This window comes from Leptolyngbya sp. KIOST-1 (assembly GCF_000763385.1).
In the GTDB taxonomy this organism is placed as follows: Bacteria; Cyanobacteriota; Cyanobacteriia; order Phormidesmidales; family Phormidesmidaceae; genus Nodosilinea.
Genome location: NZ_JQFA01000004.1, coordinates 1098771 through 1117213 on the forward strand (window position 1 = coordinate 1098771; position 18443 = coordinate 1117213).

Sequence of the window (18443 nt, forward strand, 5' to 3'; positions counted from 1 at the left end):
AATAATCAGCTAGACTAACTGTTAGTTTGGCTAACCAATGCAAAACCGCACTTTCCCAGCCGTGATGAGCTCAGCCCTGACCACTGACCACTGTGCGATCGACCTAATGACTGTGGTACCTGCGGTAACCCGGTTTTTGCGGGCGGGCATTCGCTGTCACGGCAAGCCCCACCTGTCGCTGTCGCAGCTGCGGGTGCTGTATTTTTTGCGGCGGCGATCGCGCGCTTCGCTCTCCGAGGTGGCCGACTATTTAGATGTCACGCGACCCACCATGTCGGCCATGGTGGAGCGGCTGGTGCAGCGGGGCCTTGTCGATCGCAGCGTCGATCCCGCCGAGCGGCGGCGGAGCATTCTCACCCTGACGCCCGCCGGTGAGGCCGAGATGAAGCGAGTCTACGATGCCACCTTGAAGACCGTTGCCGATCGCCTCGCGGGGCTGTCCGCAACCGATCTGCAACAGGTGCAAGCCGGGCTGGCAATTTTGGGCGGCCTATTTGATGAACCTAACGTGCAGAAATGATCGAAATCTACGAACTCACCAAACGCTTCGGCCCCAGGCCAGCGGTAGAGGGTTTCTCCCTCACCGTGGAACCGGGCGAGGTCTTTGGCCTGCTGGGACCAAACGGCGCGGGCAAAAGCACTTTAATTAAAATGCTCACCACCCTGCTGCCCGCCAGCAGTGGCCGAGCCGCGATCGCCGGATGCGACATTGGCCGCCAGCCCGCTGGAGTGCAGCGCCGCATCGGCTATGTGCCCCAGGCCCTCTCGGTGGATGGCACCCTGACCGGCTACGAAAACCTGCTGATTTTGGCCAAGCTCTACGGGGTGCCCCGCAGGCAGCGGCTGGAGCGCATCCACGCCGCTCTGGCCTACGTGGGCCTGGACTCGGTGGCCGATCGCCTGGTGAACACCTACTCTGGCGGCATGATTCGGCGGCTGGAGATGGCCCAGGCCACCCTGCACCGGCCCCCGGTGCTGTTCCTGGATGAGCCCACGGTGGGGCTGGACCCGGTAGCCCGCAAAGCCATGTGGGACTTGATTTTGCAGCTGCGGCGCGACTACGGCACCACGGTGTTTCTCACCACTCACTTTATGGAAGAGGCGGATGTGCTGTGCGATCGCATCGCCATGCTCTACCAGGGGCAGCAGGTAGCGATCGGCACCCCCGCCGCCCTCAAGGCCACCGTGCCCCAGGCCGAGGGCACCCCTGGGGCCACCATGGATGACGTATTCATCCACTACACCCAAAATTCGCTCACCCCTGAAACCGAAGGACGCTACCGTGACACGTCAACCACCCGCCGTACCGCTAAACGACTGGGCTAACCGAGGCCCAGTTACCGCCCCGATCGCAGACTTTATCGCTAAGGCCCTGGTGGCCGCCGAGCTGGAAATCCGCAAGCTGCGCCACGACCCCATCCAGCTGTTCACCCGCGCAGTGCAGCCGGTGCTGTGGCTGACCATCTTTGGCCAGGTGTTTACCCAGGTGCGGGGCATCCCCACCGGCGGCCTCAGCTACATCGACTTTATGACGCCGGGCATTCTGGCCCAGAGCGTGCTGTTTATGTCTATCTTTACCGGGCTGCTGGTGATCTGGGAAAAAGACCTCGGTATTTTGCACAAGCTGATGGTCAGCCCCGCCCCGAAGGCGGCCCTGGTGCTGGGCAAGGCGATCGGGGCCGGGGTGCGCTGCCTGTCGCAGCTGCTGATTGTCTATATTGTGGCGGCCCTGCTGGGGGTGGGGCTGAACTGGAACCCGCTGGCGGTGCTGGGGGTGGCCCTGGTGGTGATGCTGGGGGCGGCCCTGTTTTCCACCTTCTCGCTGATTGTGGCCTGCTGGGCCCAGACCCACGAGCGAGTGATGGGGGTGGGCCAGCTGATGATGATGCCGCTGTTTTTTGCCAGCAATGCCATCTACCCGATTGAGATCATGCCGGGGTGGCTACAGCTGGTGTCGCGGCTCAACCCGCTGACCTATATGGTCGATGCCCTGCGCCAGCTGATGCTGGTGGAACCGGCGGGCCACTACAGCCTGGGGCTGAGCCTGGCGGTTCTGGTAGGCATTGCGGCGGTGCTGATCGCCTTTTGCGGCCGCCTGTACCCGCGCCTGGTGCGGTAGAGCCCGTATTCCTCAGCGCAGGTAGCTGGCCAGCAGGCTGTAGCCCTGGGGGTTGAGGTGCAGGCCGTCGGTGGTGAGGTCGGTGCGCAGCAGCCCCTGGCTGTCCCTAAAGGCAGGCTGGAGATCGACAAACTCGACGCCGCGGCGGGGGAGGGCGATCGCCAGCTGCCCATTCACCTGCGCTACTTTGGCCGGCGGTATCGTGGGCCATCGCGTGGGCAACACTGACAGCACCACAATGCGGGCCTGGGGATGCTGTACCTTCAGTCGCTGGGCGATTAATTCAAGGTTTGAAACCGTGATGCTAGGGTCTGTGCCATTTTTGAGATCGTTGACTCCGGCCATGACGTAAACGTTGCTGGGCTGAACCGTCGCAAAGTAGGTGAGACGACGCACCACGTGGGTTGTCGTTTCCCCTGAGATGCTCTGGTTGAGCCAGAGGCGATCGCCCGCCAGCTGATCCTGCGGCAGCCAGAGGTAGAGCGAATCGCCCACCAAAACCGTCAGTGGGCTACGGCCCTGGCGGGCCGCCATGATAGTCGCCTCGTGGGCCAGCAGACTTTGCCACTGCTCATGGGTGGGCTGCTGGGAGGCGGTCTGCCACTGCTCGGCAAAGGTGCTGGGGGGGATCTGACTGTACAGTTGTCCGGCTTGCAGAGTCGCCAACCGCTGTACGTAAAGCTGGCCGCCCGTGCGGGGGCGCACCATCTCCGCCGCTGAGGGGATGGCGACAGAAGCATACCCCAATACCATAGCAGCGCTTGCCATAGCCAAAACCGTCAACCGTACCCAGCGTTTCATGGCCCCTTCCCCAGTGGATAAACGTCTCAGTGCGCCCACAGCATAGTCAGTCTTGAAACGCTGTCAAGTTTAAACTCACACAGCATTTCCTACGTCGGGAAATTGGGGCGCATGGCTGTTGGTGTACCTCACACGGCAGAGAAATTGTAAGGATATGTTCAACGTTTACTCAGAATCTGAATTTAGATTTGATTTGAGTTAGGTCGATAAAGCCTGCTAGGGTTGGGGCATCGATATCAATGTACTTTACCCAAGCTCAATCCGCTATAAACGACTGTTTTTAGCCGGGAAATGTCCTATTACCAAGGTGCTTTGCAATGGCTTTCAAGACAGTTGTTTTTTACGGCTCTTATCGGCGCGATCGCAACGGCATCCGTGCGGCCAAGTTTCTACTCAATCAACTGGCCCAGCGAGGCCACAATGCTATCTTTGCTGATGCCCTGGAGTACGACTTTGGCCTGCTCGATCGCATGTACAAAGAGCACGAGCCTGGTCAGGTTCCAGTCAAAATGGAGGAACTGGCTGAGCACATTCGTAGCGCCGATGGGTTTGTGGTGGTAACGGGCGAATACAACCACTCTGTTCAGCCGGGGCTGAGCAATTTGATGGATCACTTTCTGGAAGAGTACTACTTTCGCCCGGCGGGGATTGTGTCGTACTCGGTGGGGGGATTTGGCGGGGTGCGGGCCGCTGTGCACCTGCGGGTGATGCTGGGGGAGATGGGTATGCCCACCATTTCGTCGATGTTTGCGATCTCAAAGATTACCGAGGCGATCGACGCCGATGGCAAGGCCCAGGATGAGTCATTGATCAAACGCCTGGGTTCCTTTTTAGACGAGCTGGAGTGGTACGAAGAGGCCCTCAAGCGGCAGCGCGACGAAAAGGGAAGGCCCTTTTAGACAACTTGCGAGAGGGATGGTTTTCGACTCGAACCCTTCCAAAGAGGGAGGGTAGCTCTAAATTCCTACGGAATCATGAAAATTGTGGGCAATGAGACATCATCAAACTTCTCGGTAGGAAATATCTCCAATGACTGATATGACAACCATGGCAACTAAGCTTGCTGACCTAAAGCTGTTCCAAAATGTCTTGATCGACAGTGAGCAGAAGCTAATGGCGGCCACCAACGATCACACCATTCGTGAGCGTTTGGAAGGGATGCTAAAGAGCGATCGCGCCAACCTCACCAACATTGAAGAAGCTGCCACTAAATTAGGCTCCGCCGCAGAGCCGCGCGACATCACTCAAAAACATGCTGAAGCCGTCACTAAAATGATGAACGGTTCAGAATTGTCTCTATACGACAAGTTTTTTCAGCTTGAATTGCTGAAGCACCAGCAGACGATGAATGGTTTGGTGTTGCACAAAGTAGGCCAGTCCTTGAGCGATGACCTGCAAGACGCCATGGAGCCGCTCAACAAAGTCAACTTTGAGAATCGGGCCCACCAGGAAGTGCTCAAAGGCGTTCTCTACTTTGTAGGCACCCGCGAAATCGCCGGTAAAGAGCCTGACATGGGCCTGTGGGCCAGCGTTGAGCAGGGGATTGCCGCCCTCAAAGGGGCGATCGGCAGCGCCGTTAGCTAGTCAACTTCAGGGATCTCGAGGGTTGCTGAACCCAGGTGTGAATCAACAATTCAATCCCTTCCGTAGGCGCAAACGAGCGCTTGCGCCTACCCAAATTCATGTCTTAATTCAGCAACGCCGGATCTCGTAGGGGCATTGCACTGCAATGCCCCTAGCAATCGGGTGCAGCTAAATAGAATTCGGTACTACATCTGCAAGCGCAGCAGTAGCAGCTGGGTGGCGCGATCGCCCTCAAAGTTGTTGTCGCTCACCATCAGCAGGCTCTGGCTGCCGTCGCTCAAGCGCGGTCCTAGGGTCATGCCCTCCAGGTTGTCCACCGCCAGGGGGGTGTTGGCAAAGTCCAGCACCAGCTGCTTGCGAATCGGGGCAATGCCCGACACATCCCCGGCCAGGCTGGGGATGGTGGAGGTGTCGGTGGCCCCGCCCGTGGCCAGCTGAAACAGCTTTACCTGTAGGCCCCGCAGCCCAAAGGCGCGCTCCAGGGCCAGAAAGTGGCCCCCCTGATCGATCGCCAGCAGGGCAGTCAGGCCGTTGATCACCGCGCCCGACGGCTCAAGCTCAAGCGGGTAGCGATGCTCGGCAATCAGCGTGGCCTGGTCGTCGCCGATCAGGTAGTGCAAGAAGCGGCTGTTGAGGGGCTGGCTGGGGTCGTCGTTGTAGTCCTGCACCAGGGCCGACTCGGTGGCGGCAAACAGCCGAAACGGTTCGATCATACCCGCGCCGCCGGCGGTGCCCGCCACCGTCAGCGCCTCAAAGCTGAGGTTGTTTTGCACGCCGCGGGTGGGGCGATCGGGGTCATCGGGCAGGTAGCGCTCTGGGAGCCGCAGGGTGCTGATAATCTGCCCCGTCTGACGGTCAAACTCACCGATAAAGGGCGGCGCATTTTGCCGCACATCGCCTTCGCTGCTGATGAACAGGGTGTCGCGGGGCGAGAGGGCCATCCCCTCCGCATCGACACTGCCCCTGGGGTAGGGGGTGCCGTCTGCATCGAGCAGGGGGGTAAAGGACTGAAGGGTGACGGTGTCGAACCGGGGCTGACTGGCGCTGCCGCCCAGGCCGATCGCCAGGGTGTAGAACCGAACCGGGCCAAACCGACCGCGATCGTCGGAGAGGGCGTAGAGTAGGTCGCGGGGGCGATCGTAGACCAGGGCCGACAGGCCGCCGACGGTGGTGCCCTCAAAGTCCTGGGGCGGCAGGTTGTAGACATCCAGCAGCTCGACGGTGAGGGGAATAAACAGCCGATCTTCAGCTTTAATCTGGGGAATGGCGCAGCCGGTTGCGATTAGCACTAAGCCCAGCAGTAGACCCAGAACCAGCGATCGCCGCCCCACCATCCGCCACCCCCGGCACATCCCCTCCACCATCAAATCACCCCACCTCGTTACCAGGTAAACTGTAGCCCCTGCTCAATTAAAAAGGCCTGGAGGACCGGCATCTGCCCTGTCACCACGATCTGGGCCGGGGTCAGGTCGTTGGGCTTGCCGTAGCGCAACAGCCACCCCGCCGTCGCCCCCGCCGCGCCGCCAACGCTCCACTCGCCGTAGTGGACTCGCGTCACCCCGTTGACAATGTGGCTAACAGCCATGCTTTTACCGCCAATCAGCACATTGTCTACACCCTGGGGCACCAGCGCCTCCAGGGGAATCTGCAGAGGCCGCACCACAAACTCTTTGATACTCGCCCCCGCCGCCTCGTAGGTGGGCCGCCAGGACCGATAGCGACAGCCGTGGATATCGATATCGTAGTGGGCCAGGGCCACGGCGGTAGCCCGAAAGTCGCGCCCTCCGGTCATGTCTTCGCGCAGGTCGGCCTCCACCGCCATGAAGCTGTCCTGACCGTAGGCAGGGCGACCCAAAATCCGCCGCCCCTCCCGAATGTAGGGCACCATGCTGAGGCCCGACAGGGTTCCTAGGGGGGAGTCGCCGCCGCTCAACAGGGTGAGAGGCAGCTTGTTGGTGGCCTCGGTTTCGATCAGCCACTCGGCAAACTGCAGGGCGTGAATTTCGCCATAGTTGAGCGATTCGATCGATAGGCCCCCCAACCAGTCCTGCTGCTGCCCCGAAAGGCGCACATCCTCGTCGGTGAACACCAGGGGCGGGTCCATAAAGTGCCAGTCGTTGCCCTTATTCCAGTTGATCAGGGTCATTTCTCCCGGCTGGGTGTTATTGACATTGGAGTTGCCGGGTTTCTGGCTGACAATGCGGCGATAGTTAAACACGCTGCCAAAGTTAAAAAACGGAAAGCCCTCCAGGTCAAACTCCTGGCGGTGCTCAGCCTTGCTCAGGGCCGGGGGAATTTTTTGCAGCGCCTTCAGGCTCTCGTTTTTGTCGTTCAGGGTGGCCAGCACAAAGGGATAGGTGTAGGCCTGGGTGCAATCGGGGTTGTCCTGGCTGGGCGCGTTGACTTCGCCCGTAAACGCCTGGCTGTCGGACCCCAGCCGATGGGGCAGGTTGGCCCAGCCCACCAGCTCCCCAGTATCGGTGGCGTCGATCACAATCATGGGGCGATCGTTCGGTGACTGAAGCCGGATCGGAATTTTGTTGTAGGCGTCATCGTCGGACCAGGCATACCAGCGCTCCAGCTCCTGGGAGAGCCGCCCAGTGGGCACATAGCCCGGATCGAGGGGAATCCGGCGCACTCCATATACCGCCGTCACATAGCGACCCGAGGCATCAAAGGCCGCCCCCTTAAACGCCGTGGAGGTGGCCCAGCGGCTTTCGGGAGCGCTCTTGGCCGAATCGCGCAGCAGCATTTCGGCAGCAGTGGCCCCGGCTCGGGGGGAGAAGCACAGTTCGCCGACCCAGCAGCTGTTGGTTTTTTCAACCGGCAGCTGAGCCGGCAGCCCGGTCCAGGCCGGCAGGTACACCGGCTGGCGCTTGATCAGAGCCTTAAAGGATTCCCAGCTGGGGGAAAAGTTGCGCCGCCAGCGCATGGCCCGCGACTCGTCAATGGCCGACACCCCCTGGGAGCTGATCTGCCCCCCCAGCCAGGGCGTTAGCTCAATCATGCAGGTGGTGGCTCCGGTTTGCATCGCGTGGGAGGCCGCCGCGACCCCGCCCAGGGTGCCGCCAATCACCACCACCTCGCAGGTCCAGACTTCCTCGGCCAGGGGTAGCGGCATCAGGGTGGGGCGACCGTTGGCGGTCTGAATTTGGCGAATACCGGTGGCCAACTCGGCTCGGTTGACAATTTGCCCCACCGGGCGCTGGGAAAAGGTCAGAGGCTGCCGCCAATATTCGGTCGCCCCACGAAAGGCCACCAGCAAAAGCGTGCTGCTCAACAGGGCCATGGTCATCAGCGCTCGCCGACGCTGAGCCCGACGCCGACGCCGACGCTTGGTTTTTGGAGTTGATGGCAGTGGAGGATGGCGACGGCGATCCGGCATGGACAAAGACAGCGTACCTGCGGCATTGGTCGTCTGTGAGTGTAGCAACGATACGGCTAAACGACGCACCTAACCCGCAGTAAAATGCCAGCAATAGTAGCCTGGATATGTATAGTCTTTGTTTAATTCCTGAAGCAACTCAAGGATTTAGGCCATAATGGGCACGACCTCATGCCTGCTGGCATATTTGTCTCCCATCCTCTCAGAATCTATGCAATTTAACCTTCGGCGCGGTTTACTGCTTCCCCTCGCGTTGACAACTCTGGCTTTGACGGCCGTGCCGACTATGGCCCAAAACGCTGTATACACACCGATTCCCCTGCCAGCCTCGCGGGAAGTCAACGACAGGTTGAGCGATCGCGATATTCCCACCGGGGTCGGAGGCTTTGCCCGCGACTACACCGTTTATTTTGAGGCCGGTGACCAGGTGGCGATCGATGTCACCTCCGACGACTTCGACACCCTGGTGATCCTGATGAACAAAGACGGCGTCATCATCGGCGAAAACGACGATGGTCCCGACGGCACCACGAACTCCCTGCTCTTCGCTCGCATCAAAGAGTCCGGTACCTACACAGTGCGGGTGCAGGCCTACGCAGGCCAGGGCACAGGCAACTTCTTTCTCAAAGTGGCCCGCCTGCGGGAGGTCCAGTAGAGATTTCAGTATTTTTTCCCCGGAGCCTTGTCAGGGGTGACACCAGCTTGCTATCTTAAGTGAGCGCTGGAAATTGCGCTCCCTGCCGGGATAGCTCAGCTGGTAGAGCAGAGGACTGAAAATCCTCGTGTCGGCGGTTCAAGTCCGCCTCCTGGCATTCAACCAAACCAAGTGAAAAGCTCTGAATCTCAACGGTTCAGGGCTTTTGCTTTGGGGCCTCGTATTTTTTGCGTTGTCCATTTTTGGACACCTTTAGGCGAGTTTGGGGGACGGATTGGGGGAAAATTGGGGGAATTTTTTGGGGGAATCTCCGGACAATTGCCACGGTATCCGAAGAGGGGATAGTACGAATGCTCTTTATTCCCCGGTGCTGCCATGTACTCGGTCACCCCAAGAAGCAAAGGCAAAAAAGGCTCAGTTCAGTTCAAAAACACTAAAGGACGGCTGCAAATCGTCTTTTCCTACCCCTTTGAGGTGGATGGGGAGGTGCAGCGCAAGCGGTTTTACATTTCCACGGGCTTTGACGACACCCCCTTAAACCGCCAGCGGGTAGGCGACACCGTCAGGGCGATTCAGCGAGATATCGACTATAGAGAGGTGGATCTGAGCCTACAGAAGTACCAGACCGTTGGATCGCTAACCACGGTTTCCCCCATTTCCCCCAATCCGCCCGCAGCCCCTGAGATAGGGCTGGATGAGATTTGGGAGAAGTACGCCCAGTTCAAGAAACCTCAGATCAGCCCCAGCACCTACGCCAAGGACTTCACCAAGCAGAAAAATCACATCAGCCGGTTCCCCAGTCGGTCTCTAGACGAGGCTATTCTGATTCGAGACCATCTGCTGGCGAAGCTGACCCCGGATGCGGCTAAGCGCTGCCTGTGAAGTGACCCCCGATTTTCGGACACAAGGCTAAGAGCAGTATCCTTGTTCCACAGGAGGGGGCAACTATGAGCGCAAACCGACGACAGTACACAGCTGAATTTAAGGCCAAAGTGGTGTTGCAAATGCTAATGGGAGAGAAAACGTCAGCCGAGATTTGCCGAAGCCACAAACTCCATTCCAGCGTGCTTAATCGCTGGCGAAAGGAATTTTTAGATCACGCGACCACGATATTTGAGGCCGATTCAGGCCATGAGGCTGACCAACAACGGATTGCCGAGCTGGAGCGATTGGTGGGCCAATTGACGATGAAATTAGAGATTGCAAAAAAAGCCTCGCAGTCCTTCAATCAACTGGCCCAGCGAGGCCACAATGCTATCTTTGCTGATGCCCTGGAGTACGACTTTGGCCTGCTCGATCGCATGTACAAAGAGCACGAGCCTGGTCAGGTTCCAGTCAAAATGGAGGAACTGGCTGAGCACATTCGTAGCGCCGATGGGTTTGTGGTGGTAACGGGCGAATACAACCACTCTGTTCAGCCGGGGCTGAGCAATTTGATGGATCACTTTCTGGAAGAGTACTACTTTCGCCCGGCGGGGATTGTGTCGTACTCGGTGGGGGGATTTGGCGGGGTGCGGGCCGCTGTGCACCTGCGGGTGATGCTGGGGGAGATGGGTATGCCCACCATTTCGTCGATGTTTGCGATCTCAAAGATTACCGAGGCGATCGACGCCGATGGCAAGGCCCAGGATGAGTCATTGATCAAACGCCTGGGTTCCTTTTTAGACGAGCTGGAGTGGTACGAAGAGGCCCTCAAGCGGCAGCGCGACGAAAAGGGAAGGCCCTTTTAGACAACTTGCGAGAGGGATGGTTTTCGACTCGAACCCTTCCAAAGAGGGAGGGTAGCTCTAAATTCCTACGGAATCATGAAAATTGTGGGCAATGAGAAGGTTGCGCCCAGGCTGGCCGAGCAGAGGTAGTGAATGTTGGGAGCAGCGGCGATCGCCCCTTGCAGCGCGGCCATTAGCACCCCGTGCTCGGCCCCGTAATACACGGCATCGGTGCCCAGGTCGGTGGGTAAAAACTGCACCACCCGACCGTAGTCCCCGTCGGAGAGCTGCACTTTGTCAAAGTGGCAAATGTGCGGCCCGATCTGGGGCCACAGCCCCAGGCCCTTAAAAATATCGGCTGAGGTCAGTGAAAAGGCGTAGGCCCGCTGCCGGGAAGCGGCCCCCGCCGCCGTTTGGGCTTCGATCACCGCCACCTGCAGGCCGCTGGGGGCCAGCGTTGCCGCCAGAGTCAGCCCCACAATGCCGCCGCCGACAATGGCCACATCGACCGCCAGTTCAGAGCGTAGATCCGCCGGGCGATCGGCGGAGACCGGAGAGCGAAAGTGAGCGAACAAAAATGGAATGAACAACAAAAGAAAAAGCATGATATAAAAGAGTAGATCTCTTAATTCCCTTGATCTACTGTCCGAATCTAAGGGTTCACTTCACTGACCCAGCTCAAAGCCTGCTGTAGCTGGGCAGAGGAGGAAGGGCTGATCGAGGGCAATCCCTTTCTAACCATGAAAATCAAAGCTCCTAAGGGGTTGTCTGAGGATGAGGACGTAAACCCCTTTAGCAAGGAGGAGCGAGACAGGATTATTGCTGGGTTTGAGGGCGATCGCTACTACAGCCACTACACCTCCTACGTGCGCTTCCTCTTTGCCACCGGGGCGCGCCCTTCGGAAGTCATTGCCCTTCAGTGGAAGCACATTACTTCATCGGTCATCAAGTTCAGGCAGTCGGTAGTAGTCTCCGAAGATGGCTTGACTCTGAAGGAGGGGCTAAAGACTCAGCGGAAGCGCGATTTTCCTATCACGCCAGAGGTCAAGGCCATTCTCGATGCTATCAAGCTGGAGAAGAGCGATAGCAATGCCTTTTTATTCCCTAGTCCAAAGGGGAAGTTCATTGACCAGCACAACTTTTCTACCCGTGCCTGGCAAGCCGTCCTCAAAGCCTGTGACATTCCCTACCGCAAGAGCTACCAGTGCCGTCACACTTTCATCAGCCTGTGTGTAGAAGCTCATATCAATAGCACCGCCATCGGTCGCTGGACAGGCACCAGCGCTAAGATGATCGACAAACACTACGGGGCTACCAATTTCACAAATTTGAGGCCTCCTGACCTCACCTGATATGCTTCCGTGGTCAGCTCTGGTTAAACTTGGAAACTTTCCGTTCAGATCCGGGCTTAAACCTCTCACCGTTCAGCATACGGATGTCAGCGACCGTCACCCTTGATATCCCCGATCACATTCACCAGCGCCTGGTGAATACTGCCGAAGCCACGCAGCGCCCTCTCAATGACATTATCCTCAGGGCATTGCAAATCGGCAGCCCACCCCCTTGGGATGATGTGCCACCGGAGTTTCAAGCGGCATTAGCTGCCCTAGATCGGCTGGATGATGATGCGCTGTGGAGAATCGCCCGGGGCCAACGGGACGAAGCCGAACTAGAGCGGTACGACGAACTGCTTGACCGCAATCAGAATGGCAGTCTGACAGCAGCGGAAAAAAACGAGCTGACTGCCCTGAGGAAAGAGGCAGAGCGGTTTATGCTCTGCAAAGCTCAGGCAGCTGTTTTGCTGCGCTGGCGCGGCCATTCGATTTTGCCAGAAGCTTGATGACCAGCTATATCCCTGTAAACCTGCGTAACCGAGTTCGAGCGTGCGATCGCGATGGCTCTTCCGGGTTCAGGGTGATAAGCTCGGCTAATATTCAGGCGCAGCAAGGCTTTCAGCGAATGCAGGGAAAGTAAAATGTATCAGCCAGCACACTTTCAACCACAGATCCGGAAGAGCCATCGCGATCGTTGCTGCTACTGCAAAACCAGCGAGGCACTGAGCGGCATTCGTATGGCCTTTGATCACATCCACCCTCGTTCCAAAGGTGGCGAAACCTGCTTTGAAAATGTTTGCTTAGCCTGCCGATCCTGTAACGAGTTCAAGGCCAATTCGACAACAGGCCAAGACTTACTGACCCAACAAATTGAGCCACTTTTCAATCCAAGACTTCAAGACTGGCATCAGCATTTTGCCTGGAGCGACGATGGCACCCGAGTTGAAGGTGTTACCGCACGGGCTCCAGTCTTGGCGTTGCAGATGAACAACGCAGCCATCCTGGCGGCAAGGAAACGTTGGGTCTCAGTGGGCTAGCATCCGCCTAGGAACTGAGCCTGGGTATGTTCATTTTTGCCATAAAAGGCCATGGGCAGGAACGTGAAAAAACGTTCTTTTTCGTGACTCTGAGCCTCTGTGCTGAAAATATCTCAAATTATTCGTGACATTTTGTGTTGAAGCTGAGTAGGGGCTGACACCTCAATTTAGGATCAGGTGTATCAGATTGCTGCGCCCCTATCGGGGGCTTCGCGGAGAGGCCACACAGTACGCCAGGGTTTTGGCAAAAACCGGGCAACGGCTCTCCCCACAGGGTTTCTACCGTTTTTGAAGACGCTATCGCTTTCGCTCCAGGGTGGCGTCGTATTTTTAACCCAGCTTCTCCATGCTTTCCACGAGCAACCTCTCTGCTGCTCAAGCGGAGACGTATTACACCCACGAGGACTATTACTCGGCGGAAGAAGCCGCTCACCCGACAAAGTGGGTGGGGAAAGGGGCTGCGTCGTTGGGGCTAGCTGGGGTCGTCAATCAGCAGGAATTCAGCCAAATGCTTTCTGGGCAGGCTCCTGATGGGCGATCGCTGACGGGGAAAGTGGTTGACCCAGAAAAGCGGCGGGCAGCAACCGATTTCACCTTTAGCGCCCCCAAGAGCGTCAGCATTGCGGCCCTGGTGCAGCAGGACGAGCGGGTGTTGGAGGCGCATCATCAGGCGGTGGCGAAGGCAATATCGGTGTTGGAAGAGCGCTATGCGCAGACCCGAATTTCAACCGAGGCGGGGCGGACGAAGGTGACGACGGGGAATATTGCGGCGGCGGTGTTCACCCATGCCACCAGTCGGGAAGCGGAACCGCAGTTGCACAGCCATTGCGTGGTGATGAATGCGACCCAGTTGGCGGATGGACGGTGGTTTAGTTTGAGCAATGAGGCCGCTATAGCCAACCAGAAACTCCTGGGCCAGATCTACCAGAATGAGCTGGCCGTAGCCCTGAAGCAGCAGGGCTACCAGATTGAGCCCAAGGCCCACGGGCAGTTTGAATTGGTCGGATATTCGCCGGAACTACTGAAAGCCTTCTCGACCCGCAGGCAGCAGATCCTGAAGCTGATCGAGGAATGGGAAGCGAGCGGTTCAGAAAACAACCGGGCGATGAGGGAGACGGCGACGCTGGTGTCGCGGAAGCGGAAACCCAAGGAGGTGGACGAAGGGCTGTTGCAGCGGGGGTGGAATGCCCTGATTCAACTCAAAGGGTTGGAGTTGCCCGAATTACCCGAAAGCAATCCCCAAACCGTTGACGACCTGATATCGGCTACATCAGTTGTTGACACGGCGATCCAGCATTGTGGAGAGCGGGAGTCGGTGTTTCGGCGGACGACGCTGGAGCGGTTTGTGTTTGAGCACGAACTGGGGGCGCAGGGGTTCGAGGCAATTGAGGGAGCCATTGCCAAGAGCCCCGAACTCATCCGAGTCTCTGACGGCAAGTTAACCACCCAGACAGCACTCAATCTGGAACTCAACACCATTCGCTTGATGCAGCAGGGACGGGGGCAGGTGACGGCAATTGTCCCCAGCAGTGCCCAGTTGGACAGCCTGGTGAGGCATTCCTTGAATCCGGAGCAGCAAATCGCGGTGGAGGCGGCAGCAACTACGCCGGATGCGGTGATGGCGTGGCAAGGCGTGGCGGGGGCGGGTAAGACCTATGCCTTGAGCGTGTTGAAAGAACTAGCTCAGGGTCAGGGCTATATGATTCGAGGTTTGGCCCCCAGCGCTGAAGCGGCTCATGTGTTGGGCGAGTCGCTGGGGATTGAAACTACTACGGTTGCTGGACTTTTGGTGTCTCAGCCGTTGGATGTACTACCCCAGCCAACCCTCTGGATTGTGGATGAGGCAGGGCTATTGAGCATGAGGGATGCCCATGCTCTGTTGCGGCGAGCGACACTGGAGCAGGCCAGGGTGCTTCTGGTAGGGGATACCCGGCAGTTGTCAGCGGTGGAAGCGGGCAACCCGTTCAAGAGCTTGCAGGCGGGGGGAATGACAACCGCTTACCTGGAGACCCATCGGCGGCAGCAGACTGGGGTGCTGCGATCTGCCGTGGAGTTGGTGGCCCAGGGGCAGGTCAGCGAGGGGATTGAACTGCTGGCGCAGGCCGGATATGTGAAGGAAGGATCTCAAACCCAGGAGCGGATTAAGCAGGTTGCTGCTGATTATTTGACGTTAGCGGCAGGGGATCGGGAGGCCACACTAGTGTTGGCGGGAACCAATGCGGAGCGGTTAGCCCTGACCCAAGCGATGCGATCAGGATTACAGGATGAGGGGGCTTTGGGTGCGGACAGCTTTGTGATGCAGAGCTTGCGCCGCAAGGATTTGACCACGGCTCAGGCCAGTTATCTCAAAGCTTACGCACCGGGAGATGTACTGGTGCCGATTCAGGATTACCGGAAGCAGGGGTTGAGCCGAGGGGAGCAATACCGAGTGATCGCGGTCAATCCCGAGGCCCAGCAGGTGGTGCTGGAGACGCCGAGTGGATCGGTGTTGTCGATCAATCCGGCAGCGTGCCCTCGGAAGACGGTGTACACGACGCAAGCAATTCCTGTGGCGGTGGGCGATCGCCTCAAATGGACACGCAACAATTCCAAAGCCGGAATCCGCAATGGGCAGGGCTTTGTGGTGACGGGGCTGGAAGCTGATGGAATAGCGACGATTCAAGATGGGGCAGGGCAAACTGCCACGATCAACCTCAGTGGGAATCAATACATCGACTACGCCTGGGTGAGCACCACCTACAGCAGCCAGGGCAAGACAGCAGAGCGGGTACTGGCGCTGCTGGGCGAAACGACAAATCGAGAAGCGTTTTATGTGGCGATTTCCAGAGCTAAGCGGAGCGTGACCCTCTACACCACCAGCCAGGCCAACTTGGTGCGACTGGCCCAGGTGTCGCGGGCCAAGGAAAACGTCAGTGACTACGTGCCCTTAACTGAGCAGGTAATAACCTATGGACAGCACGAGCAACGGAAAGAACAACAGCCAGAAACCATCTCTAGCTTTGACCCCAGAGCAGTGGGAGAGCGTATTGGCCAGCGTGTTGCAGAGCAGCTTAGAGCCGCTACGGGCCGAGACTTGCATGAACACTCAGCGGGTGCTGCACCTGGAAGATCACGTCCAGACTCTTGGAGAGGATTTGGCGATGTGGCCGCGACACTGGAACCAGAGCTTGGGGTGCTTGGTCGCGCAATTGCAGCGTATCGTCAGCGACGAAACTTCGTCCGATGCGCAGGCGACCTTGCAGGAGCAGTTGCGGCGGTTAATTGCGGCCTTGAGCAGTTGGGCCGGGCAGCTCAAGACCGAGCTGGCCTTGCAGCAGCAGTTGATCGACTCACTAGAGCGATTGGAAGGACAGTGGGTCGAGAGCCGCAAAAGCTAGATGCCCCGGAACCGAAGGTGACAAACACGAGGGAGCAGCTTTTGGCGCTTTGGGGGAAATACTCGGCGGGGTCGCCATCGACGAGTTTGGAACTGCGGGTGGCGCAGCGGGCGTTTCGGGATGGGTATTCGGCTAAGGAGGTGACGCTGATGCTGGTGGCCGGGAGCGAGGTGGTGAGGCAGATTCACGATCGCCAAGGGAAGCAGGAGGCAATTGCCTTTGCCCAGCACATTGTAAAAATCGCGGGTCAGCAGCCAACTCAGAGGGCTCAAAGGTCTAGGCAGCGAGAGTGTAACAAACTCGAGATAGACAGCTTTTAATATGATGCGTCTGGTGCCTACTCTGGGTTGAGGTTAAACGCCTGAGGCGCGATCGCGCCCCTTCCCCCAAATTCATCAACATTAGCTTCCCCCCGAGGGGATTGAAATATACTGGGCCTAAGCATTTCGGTGACCCTATGCCCAGAGCTGCTCCCAAAATTGCCCCAGGAACTGAGCTAGACCTAAATGCCAAAACCCTGTGGCCTACCCAAACCGAACTGGTCAGTCTGCGGTTTGACCTAGTGGCCGACCATGGCTACGAGCTGTACCCGCAGTACACCATCGGCCTGCACGCCTGGTTTTTGCAGCAGATTCAGGCGTTTGACCCGGCGCTGTCGGCGCAGCTGCACGATGGCGAGACAGACAAAGCCTTTAACCTTTCTGGCCTGAGCGGTCAGTTTTCGACCCAGAGCCGCAGCCTGCAACTGCAAGCGGGGAAGACCTACCAGTGGACCGTCAACGGATTGACGAAGCCGGTGGTGGCGGGGTTGGCCCAGTGGCTGAAGCAGCTGCCTGAGGTGGTGGCGCTCAAAAATGCGCCGCTGGCTATTCGCCGGGTGAGCTATGGCCAGGAGCCGACCACCTACGCCAAGCTGGCAGCGGTAGAGCCGGGGCGCAGCCTCAGCCTCACCTTTGTTAGCCCCACCAGCTTTCGCCGCAAGGGACACCATTTGCCGCTGCCCTGGCCCCGCAATGTGTTTCACAGCTACCTGCGGCGGTGGAATGAGTTTGCCAACCGCCCGGTGGACCAAGATGCTTTTCTCGACTGGGTGGATGACTGTGTGGTGTTTCAGCGGCACGAGCTGGCCAGCGAGAAGATCGCAGCGGGCAAGCGCGGCTCGGTGACGGGGTTTACTGGGGCGGTGACCTATGGGCTGGCGGGCAAAACGGCCGCCCAAGAAGAGTTTGAGCAGCTGTTCTACACGCTGGGGCACTATGCGCCCTACTGCGGCACGGGGCACAAAACCACCTTTGGTCTGGGGCAAACGCGCCTGGGCTGGCACCTGAACCAGGCGGAACCCCAGGCGGTACCTGTGGCCCAACGGCTACTGGCCGATCGCATTGACGAGCTGACGACCTATTTCATTAACCAAAAGAAGCGCACCGGGGGCCACCGCGCCCAAGACTCGGCGGAAACCTGGGCAACGGTTTTGGCGCGGCGGGAGTTGGGGGACTCGCTCCAGGCGATCGCGGCAGACCTGGGCATTCCCTACGAGACGGCGAAGACCTATAGCAAGCTGGCGCGGCGAGCGATCAAGGGTTAGGTGAAGGGGTAGAGGTCGTTGGCTTTGGCTTCTGGCCTAAACTGGGGACAGCATCATTCTGAGTTGTCTCCAATGCCATCTCCTTTCCCAGGCATGGATCCATACCTTGAGCATCCCAGGGCGTGGCCAAACATTCACCACCGATTGATGACGGCGATCGCCGATGATCTGGCCCCAAAGCTGCTGCCCAAATACCAGGTGCTGATTGAGGAGCGGGTGTACCAGGTCGATGGTCAAGACTCCATTGTGGTTGGGGTGCCGGATGTTGCGGTGACCAAAGGGCGTCGCAACCAGAGCGCCAGTGCCCTGGCGACGGCACCGCGCCCCAGCGATGCTGTAACGGTGACGCTGACGATTCCTGAAACGATTCGGCAGGGCTATTTAGAAATTCGAGAGATTGCGACCAGCCAGGTGGTAACCGTGGTGGAGGTGCTGTCGCCAACTAACAAGCGCCCTGGCCGGGGACGGCTGGAGTACGAGACAAAACGGGCTACGCTGCTGGGCAGTCTCTGCAATTTTGTAGAAATTGACCTGCTGCGCCAGTGGGCTCCGTTGGATATGCCGCAGGGGGTTAAACCTTCCGCCTATCGCATTTTGGTCAGCCCTCAAGACCTGCGGCCCCAGGCCAGTTGGTATGGGTTCAATCTGGCGGACCCGATTCCCCTGTTTGATCTACCGCTGCAACCGGAGGATCAGATTCCGGTGGTGGATTTGAAAGGGCTGTTGGATGGTATCTACGATCGCTCGGGCTACGGCCTGGTGATTGACTATGCCCAAGACCCGGTGCCGCCGCTAGACCCAGAGGATGCAGCATGGGCGAGGGAGTGGTTGGTGAAGGATGAAGGATGAAGGCAGAG

At 58.5% G+C, this 18443-nt stretch carries 17 protein-coding genes, 1 tRNA gene and 2 pseudogenes; 16 read left to right on the top strand and 4 right to left on the bottom strand.

What is annotated here, in order from left to right; all coding sequences use genetic code 11:
• Positions 1–37: 37 nt before the first annotated feature.
• Genes NF78_RS21860 through NF78_RS21870 form a run of 3 tightly spaced genes read left to right on the top strand, consistent with a single transcriptional unit; the run spans position 38 to position 2119 of the window.
• Entirely contained in the window at positions 38–520 is a 483-nt protein-coding gene (locus tag NF78_RS21860) for a MarR family winged helix-turn-helix transcriptional regulator (RefSeq protein WP_225885392.1), read from the top strand.
• Positions 517–1326, top strand: coding sequence for an ABC transporter ATP-binding protein (locus NF78_RS21865; protein ID WP_035991634.1), 810 nt, complete (start codon positions 517–519; stop codon positions 1324–1326). The genes NF78_RS21860 and NF78_RS21865 overlap by 4 nt, the downstream gene beginning before the upstream one ends.
• Positions 1283–2119 carry an ABC transporter permease gene (locus NF78_RS21870; RefSeq protein WP_263970677.1) on the top strand — a complete coding sequence of 279 codons (837 nt, stop codon included), beginning with the start codon at positions 1283–1285 and terminating at the stop codon, positions 2117–2119. The genes NF78_RS21865 and NF78_RS21870 overlap by 44 nt, the downstream gene beginning before the upstream one ends.
• Positions 2120–2131: 12 nt before the next feature.
• Here NF78_RS21870 and NF78_RS21875 read toward each other — a convergent pair whose 3' ends face one another.
• The gene (locus NF78_RS21875; protein WP_225885393.1) at positions 2132–2920 is read right to left on the bottom strand and encodes a GDSL-type esterase/lipase family protein; all 789 of its coding nucleotides are present in this window, start codon (positions 2918–2920) and stop codon (positions 2132–2134) included.
• Between the two features lie 317 nt (positions 2921–3237).
• Between NF78_RS21875 and NF78_RS21880 the strand changes: the two genes are divergently transcribed.
• Entirely contained in the window at positions 3238–3819 is a 582-nt protein-coding gene (locus tag NF78_RS21880) for an NADPH-dependent FMN reductase (protein WP_035991635.1), read from the top strand.
• A gap of 148 nt (positions 3820–3967) precedes the next feature.
• Positions 3968–4504, top strand: coding sequence for a hemerythrin HHE cation-binding protein (locus NF78_RS21885; RefSeq protein ID WP_225885394.1), 537 nt, complete (start codon positions 3968–3970; stop codon positions 4502–4504).
• Between the two features lie 185 nt (positions 4505–4689).
• Here the strand turns inward: NF78_RS21885 and NF78_RS21890 are convergent, their stop codons facing one another.
• Together NF78_RS21890 and NF78_RS21895 are read right to left on the bottom strand one after the other, a co-directional pair.
• Complete coding sequence (locus tag NF78_RS21890; protein ID WP_225885395.1) at positions 4690–5868, bottom strand: esterase-like activity of phytase family protein; 1179 nt, start codon at positions 5866–5868, stop codon at positions 4690–4692.
• 17 nt (positions 5869–5885) lie between these two features.
• A complete protein-coding gene (locus NF78_RS21895) occupies positions 5886–7793 on the bottom strand; it encodes an FAD-dependent oxidoreductase (protein WP_263970678.1) in 1908 nt (635 codons plus the stop codon).
• Between the two features lie 349 nt (positions 7794–8142).
• Between NF78_RS21895 and NF78_RS21900 the strand changes: the two genes are divergently transcribed.
• The 5 genes and pseudogenes from NF78_RS21900 to NF78_RS32585 form a co-directional block, all read left to right on the top strand.
• Positions 8143–8544 (top strand): peptidase, encoded by a 402-nt coding sequence (locus NF78_RS21900; protein WP_263970679.1) that lies wholly within the window; start codon positions 8143–8145, stop codon positions 8542–8544.
• Positions 8545–8628: 84 nt separating this feature from the next.
• Positions 8629–8701 (top strand) — tRNA-Phe (locus NF78_RS21905).
• 218 nt (positions 8702–8919) lie between these two features.
• Complete coding sequence (locus NF78_RS21910) at positions 8920–9426, top strand: hypothetical protein (RefSeq protein WP_035990053.1); 507 nt, start codon at positions 8920–8922, stop codon at positions 9424–9426.
• Between the two features lie 65 nt (positions 9427–9491).
• Positions 9492–9758: pseudogene (locus NF78_RS32580) on the top strand (transposase); the annotation flags it as partial.
• A 24-nt stretch (positions 9759–9782) separates the two neighbouring features.
• A pseudogene (locus NF78_RS32585) lies at positions 9783–10274 on the top strand (NADPH-dependent FMN reductase); the annotation flags it as partial.
• A 65-nt stretch (positions 10275–10339) separates the two neighbouring features.
• Here the strand turns inward: NF78_RS32585 and NF78_RS21920 are convergent.
• Entirely contained in the window at positions 10340–10858 is a 519-nt protein-coding gene (locus NF78_RS21920; RefSeq protein WP_035991643.1) for an FAD-dependent oxidoreductase, read from the bottom strand.
• A 135-nt stretch (positions 10859–10993) separates the two neighbouring features.
• On the opposite strand from NF78_RS21920, the gene xerC reads away from it, so the two are divergent.
• The 6 genes from xerC to NF78_RS21950 all read left to right on the top strand — a co-directional run bounded on the left by xerC (position 10994) and on the right by NF78_RS21950 (position 18435).
• Positions 10994–11605: a tyrosine recombinase XerC gene (gene xerC, locus NF78_RS21925; protein WP_081972832.1), complete on the top strand. Its 612-nt coding sequence runs from the start codon at positions 10994–10996 to the stop codon at positions 11603–11605.
• 29 nt (positions 11606–11634) lie between these two features.
• Positions 11635–12093, top strand: a complete 459-nt coding sequence (locus NF78_RS21930; RefSeq protein ID WP_263970680.1) for a hypothetical protein — start codon at positions 11635–11637, stop codon at positions 12091–12093.
• A 135-nt stretch (positions 12094–12228) separates the two neighbouring features.
• A complete protein-coding gene (locus tag NF78_RS29930; RefSeq protein WP_035991647.1) occupies positions 12229–12624 on the top strand; it encodes an HNH endonuclease in 396 nt (131 codons plus the stop codon).
• Between the two features lie 346 nt (positions 12625–12970).
• Entirely contained in the window at positions 12971–16321 is a 3351-nt protein-coding gene (gene mobF / locus NF78_RS21940; protein WP_052050835.1) for a MobF family relaxase, read from the top strand.
• A 137-nt stretch (positions 16322–16458) separates the two neighbouring features.
• Complete coding sequence (gene cas6, locus NF78_RS21945; protein WP_035991649.1) at positions 16459–17586, top strand: CRISPR-associated endoribonuclease Cas6; 1128 nt, start codon at positions 16459–16461, stop codon at positions 17584–17586.
• Between the two features lie 72 nt (positions 17587–17658).
• The gene (locus NF78_RS21950; RefSeq protein WP_035991651.1) at positions 17659–18435 is read left to right on the top strand and encodes a DUF4058 family protein; all 777 of its coding nucleotides are present in this window, start codon (positions 17659–17661) and stop codon (positions 18433–18435) included.
• Positions 18436–18443 lie beyond the last annotated feature (8 nt).